Consider the following 19,181-nt stretch of genomic DNA (forward strand, 5'->3'; position numbering starts at 1 on the left):
CGCAACCTCTCGATGCACCTCGACCGTGATACCTACCAGGCCTTCGTCGAGGCGTTAAAAAAGAACAACGGTCTTTTCACTGTCGGCATGTATGAAGATATCCAGGCTCGCCATAAAAAGGGGAGCGAGAAACGTGCTGCTGCGAAAAAACCGGCGGTTGCCAAACCACGCCAGCTCACTGGCACATCCGCTGCAACCGAACTGACCGCAGAAGAGATTGAGCAGATGATGCTCGAGCAGTGGCGCACCCTCGATATTGATCAACCCGAACCGCTCTCGATGCAGTACTTCTCTGAACGCACCGAGGCGCGTCTAGAGATGTCCACAGCCGCACTACTGCATCATGATGAGGGTGGCGTGGAGCTGACCACACGCGACATCTCTCCCAGCGGTCTCTGTGCCATCACCCGCACGCCGATCTTCTTAGATGAAGGCAGCGTGGTCGATATCGAGATTCCCGCCATTGAGGGCAAGATCGGCACAGTACGCTCGGGCTACACCATCCTCAACGTCGACCACACCAAGGCGGGAATCCAGCTACGGCTGCAGCATAGTGAGAGTGATCCAGACCATCGCAAAGCGATCGATGCCTTTATCGATGCCAATAATTCACGCTACCGGGTCGATGTCAGTGATGAGCTGCTGACTGCCAATGCACTTCTCACCGAACGGCTCTACACCCTCTCCAGCGCTCTGCTGCCACTCTTCTTCTGCGGTGACACCGACGGAGCACGGGTCGGTCTGGTTGGCGTGAGTGATGGTAACCGGGCCATGCTCGAACAGTTTAAGAAGGGTGAGAGTGGTTTCGACCTCAGTCCCTTTATGCAGCCACACCGACTCCAACACTTCTTGAGTTGTAACACGGAACAGAGCTGTCCCGAACCGCTGATGATGATCTATCGCGACGCCGCCAGTGGATCACTGATTTCAGCTACCGATTTTGAGTTTGCCACTCGTAGTGATTGGGTAAACTTTGTTATCTCTCACCAGAAACACCCCGGCTTTCAGCTCTTAAAACTGGTGATATCCCCTTACCACAAACCCTCCTGTCGCAAGATGATCGCCTGCCTGAATCAGGTGGCAGAGAATAACTACGACAGCGCTGAGAACATCCTGAAGATGGTCGATGAAATCAGTGCGGTCGGCATCGTCTCCGACATGACCGAGGTCGCTGAACAGTGGATGTTCAGTGATGCGATCCCTGACGCGGTTACCATACCCAACAAAGTGCTAGAGCTCGGTCAGGGTGAGTTACCCAATCAGCCCGAGATTGTCACCCTCGGCCGCGATATTCAGCGCCGAGAACCGCGATACCTGATCAAAACCAGCGTGGTACTCACCATTGGTGAACAGCGCATTGAATCCAATACCGTCAATCTATCGGTTGGTGGTGTCAGCATTGCACTTGATGAGCACGAACTCGAGATTAATCCACGACAGATCGTTGAGATAAGCTTCCAGCGTTACGCTGAGCAGACAGGCAAAAACTTTCTCAAGCACGTTAGCTACCAGGTTGTCAGCCTCAGCGGAAATCCCCGTTGCCTACACCTCAGCCGCCTCTTTGATCGCGACAGCAACGCCGCCGTCGATCAAGTCGACAAGTCGACAAGTCGGTCACCGACTTTTTCCGCAACGTTTTCAAACGCAATGCCGAAAAGCTGCAGGTCGACTATAGCGACACCATCTCCACCGCTCAGACCCGCACCCTGGAGGCGATCGCAACCGCCAGCACCTCGACCATTCCGTTGATGATTGGCAAAAACGCACAGGGTGCGATGCGCCTAAGTCAGATCGTGATGCCCGATGATGACGAGGGATTAATTCGCTTCTTCGAGGTCGCTCCAGGTGAATTCGACTTCTCACCCATCGCCGAACATCGCCGCATTGCGCGTATCGGAAATGAGCTTCGTAGCAGTGCCCAGGCCAGCCTGCCAATCTACATGTTCAAGCAACCGATCATCGATGAACCGGGGCGTTTTGAGATCCTCTCCGCCACCGATGCCGAATTTAAAAACGAGACCGAGCGACGCCGCTTTTTTGAACACGCCATGCTGCAGGAGCAGTGCAGTGTAAAAATAGTTATCTCCAAGGCCGCAAAACTCCCCATCCACTTTGTCGACAGTGTCACCGACAAACTGCAGCAGCACTCCTCACACCGTGCCCACAAGCTGCGTGAAGCAATTGGTGACATCGAATTCATCGGTGACATGGTCAATATCACCCGCGAATCGACCGAAATGTTTATCGACCAGATCAACCGCCGTTAAACAGATTAAATAGCACCCTCCTACCAGCGCCCCTTGCTAACCATTTCGTTTATCATGCTCCTCTGATTGATAGGAGTCCCCAATGAACGACACCGCTGTTGCACCTGAGTCCAAATCGCCCCCCATCTGGCAGCGCCGATGGCTGCAGATCACCGCAGCCATCGTGTTGCTGGTTGCACTCATGCTGGCAGCTCTCCCCTTCGCTCTCGGCCATAGTCTCGAATCGTGGTTGAAGGATCAGGGGGCGTCCACAGCAACCGTTGAGAACATCGATCTCAATCTTTTTACCGGCCAATTGAGGATCGACCAGCTCAACTACCAGTTTAGCGATGGTGCACCACAGCACCTTGAGCAGCTAACCACCACCCTTAATGTTCGTGACCTATGGCAGCGGCTAATCCACATCGAGTCACTCACCATCAACAACAGTTCGATTGCACTCTCGGTCGATAGTGAGGGCAGATTAACCGTCGCCTCACTTGCACTACCAGCAACCAAGAGTGACGCTAGCACCCAGCAGCAGAACCCATGGGGTTTCACTCTCGACCAGTTAATTCTGGATAGCGCCTCTATCAGCTACAGCAGTAGTCAGCTCAACGGCCAGCTCACCCTCGAGCAGCTGAAACTTGAACACCTCTCTAACCGTAATCTTGATCGAGCGGCAAACCTCACCCTTACCGCCACACTCAACGACACTCCACTACAACTGGCTGCTGAGCTACGCCCCTTCAATGAGACGCAACGCTTCGAGACCCAGTTACAGCTTGAGCAGTTCGATCTGCAGAGCATCGCCCCACTACTGAACAAGCAACTAACGGCCCTAAGTGGTGCGCTCTCCGCGCAGACCACACTGATAGTCGAGATCGATGCAAAAGAGCTGCGTGCCAGCCAACTGGGTGAAATTAACTTAGGCGGCCTCTCCCTCGCCAACGACACACTATCCACCACACTGGCCAAGGGACGCTTTGGTGGTCGCATCGACTTCAACCTCGACCTGAATACCAAACAACCCTCAGTCGATCTCATCGGCACCTTGACGACCGAGCAACTGGCGACAACGATTGGAACCGAGACCAAGAGCGGCATTGATCAGCTGACGATCGATAGCACCACCAGCCTCAGTCACTCCGAGGTTGGTGCAATGAAACTCGATTTTGACGGCACCATTGATGCCAGGGGGGCGCGTTATCGGAGAGCCGATATCGCCTACCGAAACCAGCAGCTCACCTATAAGGGTAATGCACAAATCACTCTGCCAGTGGAACACTCACCCAGCGTCGTGATCAATGGTGACATTAGCCACAAGCAGCTCGCCCTTGCACTCGCCGAGAACCATCTCAATGTGTCACAGCAACAGGGGGCGTGGTCGGGCAACATCTACGTTAAAGAGAACAAGCCATCAGCAACCGGTTCGCTGAGCAGCGGAACCACCCAAATCGATGACAGCAACAAACAACTTACCCTGGCGCGTTATCACCATTTGAACGCAAAAGAGATCGAACTCAGGGCCATTGATGATCTCACCATCGGCTCACTCCGCAGCGAACAACTTACACTGTTAAAGCCACATACAACCAACAGCGATGAGAAGAGTGAGCAACTCTTTAATAGCGGCTCCCTCACACTCGATAACCTTCACTATCAAGCCGATCAGATAACCGCGATCAACTCGATTACGCTCGATAACATGGCGCTACTATTACGCCGTACAGCAAAGGGTGAGATTGCCTTAATCAATCAGTTACAGAGCGGCAAATCGGACAAGTCAGATCCCGGCAGCAAGCAGCAGATACCGATCAAGATCCAACAGATCAAGGTAACTGGTAAGAGTCATCTCGACTTCGTCGACGAGGCGATCACACCAAACTATAAAAACCGAATCACTTTAAAGCAGCTTGCGGTTAATCAGATCGACAGCAGTACACCCAGCACGGGTAGTCCCTTCGAGCTTAAGGCCAATATCGGTAGCTATACACACCTCGCCTTCGGCGGTGAACTCTACCCCTTCGCCGAACACCCCACTCTCAAACTGAAGGGTGATATCGACACCCTCGACCTGCCACCGCTCTCCCCCTACACCATCCAGTCACTCGGATATGAGCTGACCAGTGGCCACGCCAGCGCTGAGATCGAACTCGAGATCGACGCCGGCAAACTCAAGGGTGAGAACAGGGTAAAACTCAACAACCTCGAGGTCGATGCCGCCGACCCGGAGAAGATGGAACACCTGTCCAATCAGCTCTCGATGCCTCTAGATTCGGCCCTCTCGCTGCTGCGTGATGATGAGAACAACATCAAACTGAAACTACCTCTAGGCGGCGATCTTGCCCATCCCGAGTTCAGTCTCGCCAACACCATTAATCAGGCGCTCGGCAAGGCGATGAAGACCACCGCCATGACCTACCTGAAATACTACTTCCAACCCTATGGCACCCTGATCGCCATCGCTGAGCTAGCAGAAGCGGCAGCCTCGGCGGTACGACTCGATCCAATCACCTACCCAGCCACGATCTCTTCGCTTAACCCTGAGCAGATCAAATACCTGGAGAAGGTCGGCAAGCTGATGCAGGAGCACAAGCAGATCCGTGTGCGTCTCTGCGGCAAGGCCAACGAAAGTGAGATAAAAGCGCTCCTGGCGGCTAAACAGAAGGCAGCCGCTAAGGAGAGTGGGGAGCCATCAGCTGCCAAAACAGCCGAAGAGAAACAGCCTGTCGTTGCACCGCAGATGACGCCTGAACTGGAACAGCAGCTGACCGAAGTTGCCCGAGCGCGTGCCGAGACGATCCAGAAACACCTGATGGAACACTACCAGATCGAGGCCGAGCGGCTGTTTGTCTGCAATCCCAAGATTGAAACGGATAGCGACGAGAAGCCTCGGGTTGAACTACTGATATAGGCGCTGAATGAGAAGGGTTTCACACCGGCGTTAATTCGTTCTCTGCTAGAGTGCAGTGAAGAATCATTATCAAGGGATGTTATGAAGCAGACCATCGACACCATCGTCGCTCAGGCGAGTGAGGTTATCCTCGGTAAGCAGGCGCAGATCCGCCTTGCCCTCGCCTGCCTGCTGGCACGCGGCCACCTGCTGATCGAGGATCTGCCCGGTATGGGCAAGACCACCCTCTCCCATCTACTCGCACAGCTACTCGGCCTCTCATTTCAGCGCATTCAGTTCACCAGCGATCTACTCCCGGCCGATATTCTCGGCATCTCCATCTACGACCGTGAACAGGGCAGCTTCACCTTCCACCCCGGCCCGATCTTCTCGCAATTCATCCTTGCCGATGAGGTCAACCGCGCCACACCCAAGACCCAGAGCGCCCTGCTCGAGGCGATGGAGGAGCACCAGGTGACCACAGAGGGCGAGACACGCAAATTGGCTGAGCCCTTCTTTGTCATCGCCACGCAGAATCCCGGCCACCATATCGGCACCTTCCCACTGCCCGAGTCGCAGCTAGACCGCTTTTTGATGCGTATCGATATGGGTTATCCCGATCGCGAGGCCGAGCGCGCCCTACTGCGCGGTGAGAGTCGTCGTGATCTGCTCACCGCCATTCAACCGGTCACCACCGCCGAAGAGCTGCAGGCAATGCAGCGTCGGGTTCCCGAGATCCACGTATCAGATGCACTGCTCGACTACCTGCAGGCGCTGGTCGAGTTCTCACGTGAAGCACCACAGTTTGAGAACGGTCTCTCACCTCGCGCCTCGCTGGCCCTGTTGCGCGCCTCACAGGCGTGGGCATTGATCGATGGCCGTGACTACGTCATCCCCGAAGATATTCAGAGCGTACTGCCCGCCGTTGCCGGTCACCGTCTCAGTGGTGGCGATCCGGCCCTTTCGGCGAGCGAACTGCTGCTCACCTCCGTGGCTATTCCCTGAGCCGATGCTCGGCGAAAAGCTGCTCAACTCCGGCTACTTCTCCGACCGCTTTATTAATCGCGGTAGCGATCCCGATGCGGTCGAGATCGACAACCGTCATCTCTATATCCTGCCGACCCGCCACGGGGTACTGTTCGCTGGCGTGCTGCTGGTGATGCTGATCGGCTCGATCAACTACAGCAACAACATGGGCTTTATGCTCACCTTCCTACTCGGCAGCCTCGCCACCGCCTCGATCCTGCACACCTACAGCAACCTGAAAAACATCACCGTGCGTAGCGGTCGACTGCAACCGGTCTTTGCCGGTGAGCAGGTGGAATTCATCTTCCACCTCGACAATCCGGGTAGAAAATCGCGTCACCTGATCCTACTCAACTGCAACCAATATGACGGCGATGTTGAGGAGATCGAACCGGGCAAACACAACACTATCAATCTACTCATGCCAACCGAGCTGCGTGGCTGGCGCTATCCCGGCAGAATCAAGGTCGAGACCACCTATCCACTCGGTCTGTTCCGCGCCTGGAGCTGGATCGAGCTGCGCAGCCGCTGCCTGGTCTACCCCAAACCGGAACACAATCCGCCCCTGCCGCCGCTTGAGGCGGGTGAGGCAGAGCACGGCGCCCGGCAGGGTGAGGGAATGGAGGACTTTGCCGGCTTTCGTAACTACCACAGCGGCGACCCGCTGCGTCACGTCGCCTGGAAGGTGGTGGCACGGGGTCAACCGATGATGCTCAAGCAGTTCTCCGGCAGTGCCGGCGGTAGTGTCTGGTTCGAGTGGGAAGAGATGGTGGGTCTCAGCACCGAACAGCGCCTCTCCCGCCTCTGCCGCTGGGTGGTCGATGCCGATCGTGAAGGCGTTGAGTATGGACTGAAAATGCCCGATCGCCACTTCGCCCCGGCCAGCGGTGAGCGCCATCGTCGCCAGATCCTCGAGCACCTCGCCCTCTACGGTCTTGACGACTCCGACGGGCGCTTAGCTGAGCATGCGTAACTACCACTCGCCGATCCACCACGCCACCATCGCCTGGCTGATGCTCTCATTGGTGCTGGTAATCGCTCCACACACGACCCGGTTACCAATCTGGATACCGCTGGTTGGCCTCGGCTTCGGTCTGTGGCGTTGGCTCGCAGCCAAGCGACGACTGCCGTTACCGGGCACCCTGTTACGCGTGATCATGTTGGTGGCAATCGCGGTGGGCGTCTTTCTCAGTTACGGCCGTCTCTTCGGTCGCGATGCCGGTACCGCCTGGCTGATAATTCTCATCGCCCTGAAGCTAATCGAACTACGCACCCACCGTGATGCGGTGATCGTGGTACTGCTAGCCTACTTCCTGGTAATCACTAACTTCCTGTTTACTCAATCAATTCCAACCGCGATCTATATGATATTAATTGTAATCGTGATCACCTCGACACTGATTGCGATCAACTACATGGAGCGCGATCCGCTGCCGATCAAGCGGCGCCTACGTATCTCCGCCACCCTGTTGGCCCAGGCGGTACCGATGATGCTGGTGCTGTTTGTACTCTTTCCCCGCGTGCCGGGCCCCCTCTGGAGCCTGCCTAAGGATGCCCACAGCAGCCTCAGCGGGCTGGATGATTCGATGAGTCCCGGCTCGATCAGTGAGTTGATCCAGTCGGGTGGCACCGCCTTTCGCGTTGAGTTCATCGACCCAGCTCCGCCGAGCGAGCTGCGCTACTGGCGCGGACCGGTGCTGTGGCACTTCGACGGCCGACGCTGGAGCGGCGGTTTCAGTAAACGTGATCTGCCACACGATGACTTCACCCCGGTCGGTGACCCAGTGCGTTACAGCGTCACCCTCGAGCCCCACAACCGGCGTTGGCTCTTCGCACTGGAACTCCCCGACACACTTCCGCTCAATAGCAGCCTCAGTGGTGACTATCGACTGCTGGCCGCTTCCCCGGTTCGGGAACGGCTGCGTTATCAGCTCAGCTCCTATCCCGCCTTCAAGTTTGGTGAACTGATCAGCCACGAGGCGAAACTAGCCGCACTGCAGCTACCCGATAACGGTATCAGCCGCAGCCGCGCACTGGCTGCGCAGTGGCGAGCCGCCTCGAGATCTGATCGCGAAGTCGTCAATCGTGCCCTCAACCACTTCAATCAACAGCCCTTTGTCTACACCCTGCGTCCACCGCTGCTCGGTAACCGCCCGGTCGATCAGTTCCTGTTCGATAGCCAGCGCGGTTTCTGTGAACACTACGCCGGTGCCTTCACCGTGTTGATGCGTGCCGCCAGCATTCCGGCTCGGGTGGTTACTGGCTACCTGGGCGGTGAGCGGAATCCGCTCGATGAGTTCTACACCGTACGCAACTCCGATGCCCACGCCTGGTCGGAGGTGTGGCTTGAAGGTGAAGGTTGGCGACGCATCGATCCAACCGGCGCCGTGGCCCCCGAACGCGTCGAAGAGGGCATTGAGGCCTCACTGCCCGATGACGCCCCCCTGCCGATTCTGCTACGCAGCAACAATACCCTGTTGAAGCAGTTCCGATTCTCGATTGATGCGCTCAACAACGGCTGGAATCAGTGGGTACTCGGTTACGGCGATAAGACACAACGCGAGTTTCTGGCGAAGCTCGGCATTGGACTCGATAGCTGGGAGGGAATGGCGATTGGGCTACTCACCTCGATGGGAACACTCTTTGCCATCATCACTGCGCTGATGCTCTGGCGTCACGGGCGCCAGCATCACGTCACTCCACTGCAACGCCTCTATCGGCGTTTTTGCGCAAAACTAGCCAAGGCAGGTATCAACCGGAATCCCTATGAGGGTCCGGAAGATTTTGCTCAACGAGTGATCAAGCAGCGCCCCGATCTTCGTCAGGCTGTCAGGTCGATTACCAAACGCTATATTCAGCTCAACTATGCGGGCAGTAGCGATGCGTCACAGTTAAAGGCGTTACAGATAGCGGTGACTCGCTTCTCCGCTAGCCGATAATCGATCAACTCACTAATGCAGCGTTGATTTCGCCTCGCGGTTCTCTTCTCCACTGCAGCACACGGATCGCATCCTGTTCACCTCGTCGTACGAGAATCGATTTAACCAACAGTTCAGCATGCACCTCATCCATGGCGACATAGATATCGTAAGCCTCGTCAGTAGCGAGCTGCATGAGCAGCTCTAAAGATAGATCGATGCCGTTGCCGTCATGGGTTGTTATCGGTTGGTAACTAAAGTGGTCTAGCGTCTGCACCCAGGAGCGACAGTAGTTATCGAGGTAGTGACCCTGTTCACCCTCTGCCAGCCAATAGAGCCATATGGACTGTGTCATATCGAGATTGATCGCCTGCTCGATCAGACTCTTGATCGGCGCGAAGTTGGTTCCTTCAGCAATCAAGACAATCGGACGATCCGAATCACCATCAAGCGTCACCTCCCCGAAGGGGCCGTTGATCTCGATTCGGTCGGAACTACCCAGTTGCTCAAAGATAAATTCATAAAAGGGATCACCCTCTCTTCGCTGCAGATGAAACTGAAGCACCATGCCGTTACAGGGACAACTGCCGATAGCGAGATCACGCTGCAATCCGTTCGGTAGTTTGAGTGATATATGTTGCCCAGGAAGAAACTGTAGACGCTGCGTACGCGGCGTGCGCAGCTGCAGCAGAATGATCTCATCTCCAATCCGCTCGATCTTAGATACCTTAGTCGCGACTCGCTGTAACGGCACCTCGCCGGTATCGATAATCTCAGCGGCATCAAGCAGCAGATCACTTCCTGCCGAAGCCCTGCAGAGCAGTACCGTGTTCTCTTTAAGTTCAGCCTCGCTGAGGCGGTAGTCGTGGTGTTTTATCTCGGCCAACTCGCCCGACAATAGCCGTGCCTTACATTCACCGCAGTTACCGCTGCTACAACCAAAATGGAGATGGATACCTGAACGCAATGCAGCATCGAGTAGCGAGTCGCCAAATTCAGCCACAAACTGATGACTACTATTAGCCAGCTTTACCGAGTAACCCATAAATATCACCCTTCATGACCTGCACACAGAGAAGCGTCATTAGGGTGAATATAGCCAGCAGTGCAGAGTAATACTATTTACCACAGTGCCCACACTGACATTGTCGATCGACTCGACAAATAGAGATTCGATAAAAAAAGGCCCGTATCGAAAACTCGATACGGGCCCTGTTTTTTACCGTGTAAATATAAGGATTGGCGGTTAATGCTCACCCTTGGTACGACGGATTCCTGCCAGACGGTTGCCCTGTTTCTGTGGGCCGCCGTAGGGAAAGAGGTCGTGCAGATGATGGTTATTACCACGCTCTGGTCCCCATAACTTGGCAAAGTACTTGATCATCTTTCGTACCTCTGCCTGGACGCAGTGTTCTTCGTAGTAATCGCGGATATAGCGAATCACATCCCAGTGCTCATCAGTCAGTTCCAGCCCCTCTTTAGCGGCCTGCGCCACTGCAAAAGACTCTGACCAATCATCCATATTCTGGATGTAACCCTCTTGATCGGTGATGATCTCCTGACCATCAACTATCAACTTCTCATCACGAATTGCAAACGGATTAGTTCTCATCACTCACCTTTATGAAAAATTATTTCGATTTCCATCCCATAAGGGTTATCAACGCTAATCTTCTGCACCATCCCGCCTGTATGACGGGATGGTGCATCCGATTAATTATTTGATACGTGTTTACGACGTACGACCTGATAGGCACGGCCGAGATAGCCAATCGGCACACTCCACACATGGACCAGACGGGTGAACGGGAAGAGCAGGAACACCGTCATACCGAGGAAGATGTGCAGCTTGAAGACCGGCTCCACACCTGCGAGCAGACTTGGATCTACCTGCAGTGTCGCGACGCTCTGTACCCACTGGGTCAGTGCAATCATTACATCGGCGTTGCCGTGGCTGGCATGGCCGTAGGAGACGATGGTAGTGCTCAGACCTACGATCACGGTGACCAGCAACCAACCGATGATGAAGGTATCACGGGTACGCCCAGCCGCCTTGACCCGTTCATTGGTGAGGCGACGCAGGAACAGCATCAACGCACCAACGAAGCACATGGAGCCAAAGATCAGTCCAGCGTAGATGGCAACGTATTGATGCGCCACATCCGAGACACCCATCGCCAGGAACCAGCTATGGGGAGTCAACAGACCGACCATGTGGCCGAAGAAAATCGCGATAATGCCCACATGGAACAGATTACTCGCCACCCGCATACCCTTGTTACTGAGTAGCTGGCTGGAGTCGGTTTTCCAGGTGTACTGCTCGCGGTCGTACCTGATCCAGTTACCGAGTAGGAAGATGGTTCCTGCCAGGTAGGGATAGGCGCCAAATATAAAATCGTGCAGTGTCATGACTCTCTCCTCAGGCTGCTTGGGCCAGACGGCCACGGTTTTCGATAATCCGCATCAGGCTGGCGTAGTTGCTGCCAGCCTTCTCCAGATTCTCAGCCAATACAGTGATTACCTTGGCCGCATCTCCAAGGAAGATGGTGGCCTGCATCTCATCGAGCGTGGAGACGTACTCGAGAATCAACGGTAGGAAATCGGGGATCTCCTTGCCGTCGAAATCAAGTCCCGCCGCCTTGTAGTGCTCGGAGAGATCAACCAGTGCCGGACCGCGCCCCCGGTCATCACCGAAGAGGTGATGGGTCAGGTGCAGATCGTGTTCCGGAACCATATCGAAGGTATTCACATAGAGCTGCTGTAGCCCGATCAGATCGTGCAACTGCAGCCAGGCAATTACGCTACCCAACTCGGTGCGCTCCTGTTCGGAGAGCATCGGGTCGTCAGCAACGAGTGTTGCCATCTCTGGCAGGTGCTCGATCAGCTCCTCGGTTGGATAATCGAGGATGCGAGCCATTATTTTGTAGATACGCATATTGATATCCTCCCTTAGGACTGTTTGTTACCGCGTGGATGCGGGAACGCCTGCTGCGGCGAGGCAGAGTTCTGGCGACGTGACGGGAACAGTGTGAAGCCCTGCCCCGACTCGGAACCGTGACCACTGGTATTGCCGGGTCCGAAGCCGTTCTGACCCTGGAACGCGTAAGGGTCTTCGTGACGAAGCTCCTCGTGCGAGGTAGGGATCACGAAACGATCTTCGTAGTTGGCGATACCGAGCATCTGATACATCGCATCCGACTCTGCCTCGGTCATACCAACGGCATCGAGTGCTGCGGTATTAGACTCGCCATCGACCGCCTTGGAACGCTGGTTACTACGCATCGCCATTAGACGATTGAGCGCCGAGATAATCGGTGCGGTATCGCCTGCGGTGAGCAGGTTGGCCAGGTACTGTGCCGGGAAGCGCAGCGCATCGGCCTTCGGTATTACACCGTCAGCTTCAGTTGGCAGATTGCCCTGATCGATCTGGCTCTGTACTGGCGAGAGCGGTGGTACGTACCACATCATCGGCAGGGTGCGGAACTCAGGATGGATTGGGAAGGCAATCTTCCACTCCATCGCCATCTTGTAGACCGGCGACTCCTGTGCAGCTTCTAGCCAGGTATCGGGTACACCGTCCTTACGTGCCTGTTCAATGACGGCAGGATCGTTAGGATCGAGGAAGATATCCATCTGTGCGTTGTAGAGGCCCTTATCGTCGGTCGCAGCAGTTTCACTGATGCGATCGGCGTCGTAGAGCATTACACCGACGTAGCGGATACGACCTACACACGACTCGGCACAGGCCATCGGCATGCCCGACTCGATACGAGGGTAACAGGCGATGCACTTCTCAGACTTGCCCGACTCCCAGTTGTAGTAGATCTTCTTGTAAGGACAGCCACTGACACACATGCGCCAGCCGCGGCACTTATCCTGATCGATCAGAACGATGCCATCCTCGTTACGCTTGTAGATCGCACCCGATGGGCAGGAGGCGACACAGGCAGGATTGAGACAGTGGTTACAGAGTCTCGGCAGATACATATGGAAGGTGTTCTCGAACTCCTTGTAGATATGTTTCTGGATACCGTCGAAGTTCTTATCCTTGGAACGATGTTCGAACTCGCCCGCCAGATCATCCTCCCAGTTCGGTCCCCAGTGGATCTTCTCCATCCGCTTACCGGTAATCTGCGATACCGGACGTGCAGTCGGGGCCGCTTCGGAAAGCGGTTTGTTCTGCAGCTTGGCGTAGTCGAAATCGAACGGCTCGTAGTAGTCGTCGATCTCAGGCATGTCGGGGTTGGCGAAGATGTTGAGCAGCTTGCTCATGCGGCCACCGGCCTTGAGCTCGATGCCACCGTTCTTCTTCTCCCAGCCGCCTTTCCATTTATCCTGGTTCTCCCACTCCTTAGGGAAACCGACACCCGGCTTACTCTCAACGTTGTTGAACCATGCGTACTCGACGCCCTTTCGGTTGGTCCAGATGTTTTTGCAGGTTACTGAACAGGTATGACAACCGATACATTTATCCAGGTTCAGAACCATTGCGATTTGTGCGCGAACTTTCATAAAAATCTCCTCAAATCTCGGTTAGGACCCAATCAGTTGTTGATTCCGGGTGGGTTGAGCTGTGCTTCGCGCTCAGGTGTTAGCGGACCTTCCAGCCAATCGACATCAGCATCTTCGATCTTGTGAACGATGACGAATTCGTCACGCTGCGACCCTACCGTACCGTAGTAGTTGAAGGCGTATGAGAGCTGCGCATAACCACCGATCATGTTGGTCGGCTTGACCACCACCTTGGTGACCGAGTTAAGAATACCGCCACGTTTACCGGTGGTGTTCGAACCCGGTACGTTCACGTTCTTCTCCTGGGCGTGGTACATGATCGCCATGCCCGTCGGTACACGCTGACTGACAACCACTCGGGCAACAGTCGCGCCGTTGGCGTTAACCGCCTCGACCCAGTCGTTATCCTTCAGGCCGATGGTCTTCGCTTCATCCTCATTGACCCAGAAGTAAGGACCACCGCGGAACAGCGTCAGCATGCGTAGGTTGTCCTGATAGCTGGAGTGGATACCCCACTTGGAGTGCGGTGTGATCCAGTTCAGGGTCAGGGTCTTCTTGCCTTCGAGCTTGCCGGCCAGTGTCTTCGGCAGGTTCTTGTGTGCACCCATATCCTGTGGAGGACGGTAGCAGCAGAGACCTTCACCAAAGTCGAGCATCCACTCATGATCGAGATAGAACGAGGCACGACCGGTCAGGGTACGGAACGGAATGTGCTCGTGGATGTTGGTGTAGCAGGCGTTGTAGCTAACCTCTTCAGATTCGATACCCGACCAGGTAGGCGCGGTAATGATCTTACGCGGCTGTGCCTGAATGTCGCGGTAGCGGATCTTCTCTTCGTGACGACCTTCGTAGAGGTGGCTGTGATCGATACCGGTCTTCTTGCTGAGTGCCGACCAGGACTTGTGAGCAACCTCACCGTTAGTCTCTGGCGCCATCTGCAGAACGGTATCGCAGACCGCGATATCCTCTTCGAGTGAGGGACGTCCCTTGGAGACACCCTCATCGGTAATCACACCGTTGAGCTCGCAAAGCTGGTCGATCTCAAGATCGGTATTCCAGTCGAGGCCCTTGATGTTATTGCCCAGCTTGTTCATCAGCGGGCCAACCGAGGCGTACTTCTTGTAGGTGTTGGGGTAGTCACGTTCGACCACCTTGAACAGCGGTGCGGTCTTACCAGGAATCAGGTCACACTCACCGCGTTTCCAATCCTTAACCTCACCAAACGCCTGTCCCATTGCCATCGGGCTATCGTGCTGCATCGGCAGTGATACGACATCCTTCTGTACACCCAGATGAGTCTCAGCCAACTCAGAGAACTTCTTGGCAATGACCTTGAAGATCTGCCAATCGGTCTTAGATTCGAAGGCCGGATCGATCGCCGCATCGAGAGGATGGACGAAGGGGTGCATGTCGGTGGTGTTCAGATCCGACTTCTCATACCAGGTAGCGGTCGGCATGATGATATCGGAGTAGGCACCGGTCGAGTTGAGACGGAAGTTGATGTCGACCATCAGATCGAGCTTTCCTGATGGTGACTTCTCGCGCCACTTGATCTCCTTCGAGTTGGCACCCTCTGTACCCTCCTGCATAACGCCGTTCTGTGCGCCGACCAGATGCTTGAGGAAGTACTCATGGCCCTTGGCCGAACAACCGAGCAGGTTGGCACGCCAGACGAAGAGGTTACGAGGATGATTCTCTTCGGCATCGATATCTTCACAGGCAAAGGCCATATCGCCGCTCTTGAGCTGCTCAGACATATACTGCGAGACACCCGCCTCATCGGTCGCACCGGCCGCCTCGGCCGCCTTGACGATATCGAGAGGGTTCTTGTTGAAGTGCGGCGCTGAAGGCAGCCAACCGAGACGCTGTGAGACGACGTTGTAGTCGGCCAGCATGTGTCCCTTGTACTTACCCTTAGCAGTCGGTGACATGATGCTATCGGCATCGACCTTCTCATAGCGCCACTGATCGGTATGGAAATACCAGTAGGTGGTCGAGTTCATGTGACGTGGTGGACGATGCCAATCGAGTGCAAACGCGATGGGTGCCCAACCGGCCTGTGGACGCAGTTTCTCCTGACCCACGTAGTGAGCCCAGCCACCGCCGGTCTGACCGATACAGCCACAGATGTGCAGCATGTTCATGATGCTGCGATAGGCCATATCGTTGTGGTACCAGTGGTTGATCGCCGCGCCCATGATGACCATTGACTTACCCTTGGTCTTGGAGGCGTTCTCGGCAAACTCGCGACCGGTACGTTCCAAGTCAGCGGCCTTGATACCGGTGTGCTTCTCGCCCCACGCTGGGGTATAGGCACAGGATGCGTCGTCATAACCCTTGGCGGTGTTATCGCCGAGGCCACGATCGATACCGTACTGTGCAATCTGCATATCATAGACCGAGGTGACGTAGGTCTCCTCACCATCGATAGAGATTCTGCGTGCAGGAACGTTGCGCAGGATCACATCATCTTCACCCGGAGAGAAGTGAGGGAAGGCCATGGTCACAACCTCGTCACGGCTATCCATGCAGGAGAGCTCCGCATCGATATCGGACTGGTCAGCGGCGTTCTTCTGCAGCGTGTTCCACTTGCCCTCCTCGCCCCAGCGGAAGCCGAGTGAGCCGTTCGGGCAGACAAAGCTGCTGCTCTTCGAATCGTAGACCACCGTCTTCCACTCGGGGTTGTTCTCCTGCCTCATATTGCTGTCGAAGTCAGAGGCGCGTAGGAAACGATCCGAAACGTAACGATCACCATCCTTACGCAGCATCACCTGCATCGGCATATCGGTGTAGTTCTTGGCGTATTCAGTGAAGTACGGGTCCTGCTGTTTAATATGGAATTCGTTCAGTGCTACATGTGTCATCGACATGAAGGCAGCTGCATCCGTTCCCTGACGAACTGGCATCCAGAGATCGGCAAACTTAACGAACTCTGCATAGTCAGGTGCCATTGAAACAATCTTGGTGCCGTTATAACGCGACTCGATTGCAAAATGAGCATCGGGGGTACGGGTCATCGGCAGGTTAGCGCCGGTGATAATAATGTACTTGGAGTTGTACCAGTCGGCCGCTTCCGGTACGTCGGTCTGCTCACCCCACACCTGAGGAGATGCGGCAGGTAGATCACAATACCAATCGTAGAAGGAACCACAGGCACCACCGATCAGTGACAGGTAACGCGAACCGGCCGCGTAGCTGATCATCGACATGGCAGGAATGGGAGAGAAACCGTAGATACGATCCGGGCCCCACTTCTTGATGGTGTAGACGTTGGCCGCTGCGGTGATCTCGGTAATCTCATCCCAGGTGGTGCGAATGAAGCCGCCAAGGCCACGAACTGCCACATATTTCTTGCGCTTCTCGGGATCAGACTGAATCGCCTCCCAAGCCTCTACCGGATCTTTACCGGTTGCGCGTTCTTTACGATACATCTCAGCCAGACGACCACGTACCAGCGGGTACTTGATGCGGTGTGGGCTATAGAGGTACCAGGAGAAACTGGCGCCACGCTGACAACCACGAGGTTCATGGTTTGGCAGATCGGGACGGGTACGCGGATAGTCAGTCTGCTGCATCTCAAATGCGACCAGACCGTTTTTGACATGAATCTTCCATGAACAACCACCGGTGCAGTTAACACCATGTGTAGACCGGACTACCTTGTCGAAACGCCAGCGGTTTCGATAGGCATCCTCCCACTGTCGATCATCGGTGGTCACGATACCGTGACCCTTCGAGAACGACTCTTCCGACTTGGTAAAAAACTTTAACCGGTCGAGAAAATGACTCATTGCTCTTCTCCTAACTCACCGAACTTCTAAAAATTAAAGGCGGGACGACTTTGCAGCTGTCTGTAAGCACCACGGTGGAAGCGACGTAGAGAGGTGTGGTGCACCCAAACTTTTACAAAGCCACCCCGACATTTTTCAAAGGGGCAACTTACTCTGTTGCCTAAGGATTCTTGATTTCCGCCTTTGGACCGAGGTAGTACCACCAGTTGAGCACCAGACAGACCGCGTAGAAGACTGCGAAGCCGTAGAGTGCATTCTCTGGAGTGGTTGCCTTGATCTGCTCACCAAACACCTTAGGAATAATGAAGGCGCCGTAGGCCGCTACCGCTGAAGTCCAGCCGAGTACAGGACCCGCCTGCTCTTTAGGGAAGACCATCGCGATGGTGCGGAAGGTAGAGCCGTTACCGATACCGGTAGCAGCAAACAGAACCAGGAACAGTACAAAGAAGGGTACAAAGAACTCTTCAGGGGTTGCCGACTGGTAGGCCGCCTTGAGGAAGTGCGCAACACCAAAGGCGCTGGCAATCATCACAATCGCAACAACCTGAGTTACCTTGGCACCACCCACCTTATCGGAGATCCAACCACCCACTGGGCGAATCAGCGCACCGATAAATGGACCCATCCAGGCGTACATCAGAGCCGAAGGACCATTCGGATTAGCCAGGTCATGGGTCATCAGGCCGTTAATCTCAACATGCTGGAAGCCAAACACTACCTTGATAGCCAGGGCGAAACCGGCCGAGTAACCGATGAAGCTACCGAAGGTCATGGTGTAGATAATGCTCATAACCCAGGTGTGTTTGTTACCGAAGATCTTGAACTGACGCTGCAGATTAGGCTTGATGTCGCCCGGGATCATCTTCATCAACATAACAGTGGTGAAGAGGATACCGGCAATAACAGGCCACTTGGCCCAACCCGGCGCTCCAAGACCCGTAGGTGCTGGCAGGATGATGTAGAGACCAATCGCTGCAGTGACGAAACCAATCATCAGCATACCGGCGATCTTCGACATCGCACCAATCGGTGAACCGATGTGTGGTGAGACCTCTTCAGTACGCAGGTTGTTCATACCGAACCAGCCAGCGAATGCGAGCGGTATCAGCAGCAGCAACCAGACGAAACCGGCGTTGTGGATATAGGTCTCGGTACCGGCAGGGATCTTACCGATCAGGGTGCCTGAGGTGTTCTCCAGGATCATCGCCTCACCGCCAAAGATACCGAAGGTCATTACCAGAGGAACCACGATCTGCATGGTGGTTACACCGGCATTACCCAGACCTGCATTCAGACCCAGCGCCAGACCCTGCATCCGCTTCGGAAAGAAGAAACTGATGTTGGACATCGAAGAGGCGAAGTTACCGCCACCGAAGCCGGAGAGGAAGGCGAGGATCTGGAACACCCACAGCGGCGTGTTCTTATCCTGCAGTGCGATACCAGCACCGATGGCTGGAATCATCAGCAGTGCGGTTGTAAAGAAGATGGTATTTCGACCACCCGCGATACGGATAAAGAAGCTATTAGGTATACGTAGCGTTGCACCGGTCAGACCGGCGATCGCAGCCAGCGTAAAGAGCTCAGCCTTGGCAAACGGGAAGCCCAGATTTAGCATCTGTACAGTAATGATGCCCCAGTAGAGCCAGACCGCAAAGCCACTCAACAGGCTTGGGATCGAGATCCACAAATTTCGATTGGCAATACTCTTGCCTTTCGATTCCCAGAAGCCATCATCTTCTGGGTTCCACTCTCTTATATCAGCCATATTTTATATCCTCAATTTATGAAAGGA

13 protein-coding genes are annotated in these 19,181 nt (G+C 55.0%); 6 read left to right on the forward strand and 7 right to left on the reverse strand.

The features are described from left to right. Positions 1-12: 12 nt before the first annotated feature. From BOW52_RS06420 to BOW52_RS06445, 6 genes are all read left to right on the forward strand, one after another. Positions 13-1,749 carry a PilZ domain-containing protein gene (locus BOW52_RS06420; RefSeq protein WP_172840215.1) on the forward strand — a complete coding sequence of 579 codons (1,737 nt, stop codon included), beginning with the start codon at positions 13-15 and terminating at the stop codon, positions 1,747-1,749. Beyond that, a complete protein-coding gene (locus tag BOW52_RS06425; RefSeq protein ID WP_078483270.1) occupies positions 1,749-2,267 on the forward strand; it encodes a hypothetical protein in 519 nt (172 codons plus the stop codon). The genes BOW52_RS06420 and BOW52_RS06425 overlap by 1 nt, the downstream gene beginning before the upstream one ends. 82 nt (positions 2,268-2,349) lie before the next feature. Further along, positions 2,350-5,163: a DUF748 domain-containing protein gene (locus tag BOW52_RS06430; RefSeq protein ID WP_078483271.1), complete on the forward strand. Its 2,814-nt coding sequence runs from the start codon at positions 2,350-2,352 to the stop codon at positions 5,161-5,163. Positions 5,164-5,244: 81 nt separating this feature from the next. Continuing rightward, complete coding sequence (locus BOW52_RS06435) at positions 5,245-6,147, forward strand: AAA family ATPase (RefSeq protein ID WP_078483272.1); 903 nt, start codon at positions 5,245-5,247, stop codon at positions 6,145-6,147. A 4-nt stretch (positions 6,148-6,151) separates the two neighbouring features. Further along, positions 6,152-7,141: a DUF58 domain-containing protein gene (locus BOW52_RS06440; RefSeq protein ID WP_078483273.1), complete on the forward strand. Its 990-nt coding sequence runs from the start codon at positions 6,152-6,154 to the stop codon at positions 7,139-7,141. After that, a complete protein-coding gene (locus tag BOW52_RS06445; protein ID WP_078483274.1) occupies positions 7,134-9,107 on the forward strand; it encodes a transglutaminase TgpA family protein in 1,974 nt (657 codons plus the stop codon). The genes BOW52_RS06440 and BOW52_RS06445 overlap by 8 nt, the downstream gene beginning before the upstream one ends. 4 nt (positions 9,108-9,111) lie before the next feature. Here the strand turns inward: BOW52_RS06445 and BOW52_RS06450 are convergent, their stop codons facing one another. From BOW52_RS06450 to BOW52_RS06480, 7 genes are all read right to left on the reverse strand, one after another. Continuing rightward, a complete protein-coding gene (locus BOW52_RS06450) occupies positions 9,112-10,131 on the reverse strand; it encodes a 2Fe-2S iron-sulfur cluster-binding protein (RefSeq protein WP_078483275.1) in 1,020 nt (339 codons plus the stop codon). 201 nt (positions 10,132-10,332) lie between these two features. Next, on the reverse strand, positions 10,333-10,698 hold the full coding sequence (locus tag BOW52_RS06455; protein ID WP_078483276.1) for a TusE/DsrC/DsvC family sulfur relay protein: 366 nt from the start codon (positions 10,696-10,698) through the stop codon (positions 10,333-10,335). A gap of 101 nt (positions 10,699-10,799) precedes the next feature. Further along, the gene (narI, locus tag BOW52_RS06460; RefSeq protein ID WP_078483277.1) at positions 10,800-11,495 is read right to left on the reverse strand and encodes a respiratory nitrate reductase subunit gamma; all 696 of its coding nucleotides are present in this window, start codon (positions 11,493-11,495) and stop codon (positions 10,800-10,802) included. Positions 11,496-11,505: 10 nt separating this feature from the next. After that, the gene (gene narJ / locus BOW52_RS06465; protein ID WP_078483278.1) at positions 11,506-12,021 is read right to left on the reverse strand and encodes a nitrate reductase molybdenum cofactor assembly chaperone; all 516 of its coding nucleotides are present in this window, start codon (positions 12,019-12,021) and stop codon (positions 11,506-11,508) included. A 14-nt stretch (positions 12,022-12,035) separates the two neighbouring features. Then, positions 12,036-13,598 carry a nitrate reductase subunit beta gene (gene narH, locus BOW52_RS06470; protein ID WP_078483279.1) on the reverse strand — a complete coding sequence of 521 codons (1,563 nt, stop codon included), beginning with the start codon at positions 13,596-13,598 and terminating at the stop codon, positions 12,036-12,038. Between the two features lie 32 nt (positions 13,599-13,630). Beyond that, positions 13,631-17,389 (reverse strand): nitrate reductase subunit alpha, encoded by a 3,759-nt coding sequence (locus tag BOW52_RS06475; protein WP_078483280.1) that lies wholly within the window; start codon positions 17,387-17,389, stop codon positions 13,631-13,633. A gap of 160 nt (positions 17,390-17,549) precedes the next feature. Further along, entirely contained in the window at positions 17,550-19,154 is a 1,605-nt protein-coding gene (locus BOW52_RS06480; protein WP_078483281.1) for an MFS transporter, read from the reverse strand. Between the last annotated feature and the right edge of the window lie 27 nt (positions 19,155-19,181).

The sequence above is a fragment of the Solemya pervernicosa gill symbiont genome, assembly GCF_002020875.1.
Lineage (GTDB): Bacteria > Pseudomonadota > Gammaproteobacteria.

Coding starts and splice junctions, on each gene's coding strand:
- BOW52_RS06420 (WP_172840215.1), top strand. CDS start 13: ATGCACCTCGACCGTGATACCTACCAGGCCTTCGTCGAGGCGTTAAAA.
- BOW52_RS06425 (WP_078483270.1), top strand. CDS start 1,749: ATGATTGGCAAAAACGCACAGGGTGCGATGCGCCTAAGTCAGATCGTG.
- BOW52_RS06430 (WP_078483271.1), top strand. CDS start 2,350: ATGAACGACACCGCTGTTGCACCTGAGTCCAAATCGCCCCCCATCTGG.
- BOW52_RS06435 (WP_078483272.1), top strand. CDS start 5,245: ATGAAGCAGACCATCGACACCATCGTCGCTCAGGCGAGTGAGGTTATC.
- BOW52_RS06440 (WP_078483273.1), top strand. CDS start 6,152: ATGCTCGGCGAAAAGCTGCTCAACTCCGGCTACTTCTCCGACCGCTTT.
- BOW52_RS06445 (WP_078483274.1), top strand. CDS start 7,134: ATGCGTAACTACCACTCGCCGATCCACCACGCCACCATCGCCTGGCTG.
- BOW52_RS06450 (WP_078483275.1), bottom strand. CDS start 10,131: ATGGGTTACTCGGTAAAGCTGGCTAATAGTAGTCATCAGTTTGTGGCT.
- BOW52_RS06455 (WP_078483276.1), bottom strand. CDS start 10,698: ATGAGAACTAATCCGTTTGCAATTCGTGATGAGAAGTTGATAGTTGAT.
- narI (WP_078483277.1), bottom strand. CDS start 11,495: ATGACACTGCACGATTTTATATTTGGCGCCTATCCCTACCTGGCAGGA.
- narJ (WP_078483278.1), bottom strand. CDS start 12,021: ATGCGTATCTACAAAATAATGGCTCGCATCCTCGATTATCCAACCGAG.
- narH (WP_078483279.1), bottom strand. CDS start 13,598: ATGAAAGTTCGCGCACAAATCGCAATGGTTCTGAACCTGGATAAATGT.
- BOW52_RS06475 (WP_078483280.1), bottom strand. CDS start 17,389: ATGAGTCATTTTCTCGACCGGTTAAAGTTTTTTACCAAGTCGGAAGAG.
- BOW52_RS06480 (WP_078483281.1), bottom strand. CDS start 19,154: ATGGCTGATATAAGAGAGTGGAACCCAGAAGATGATGGCTTCTGGGAA.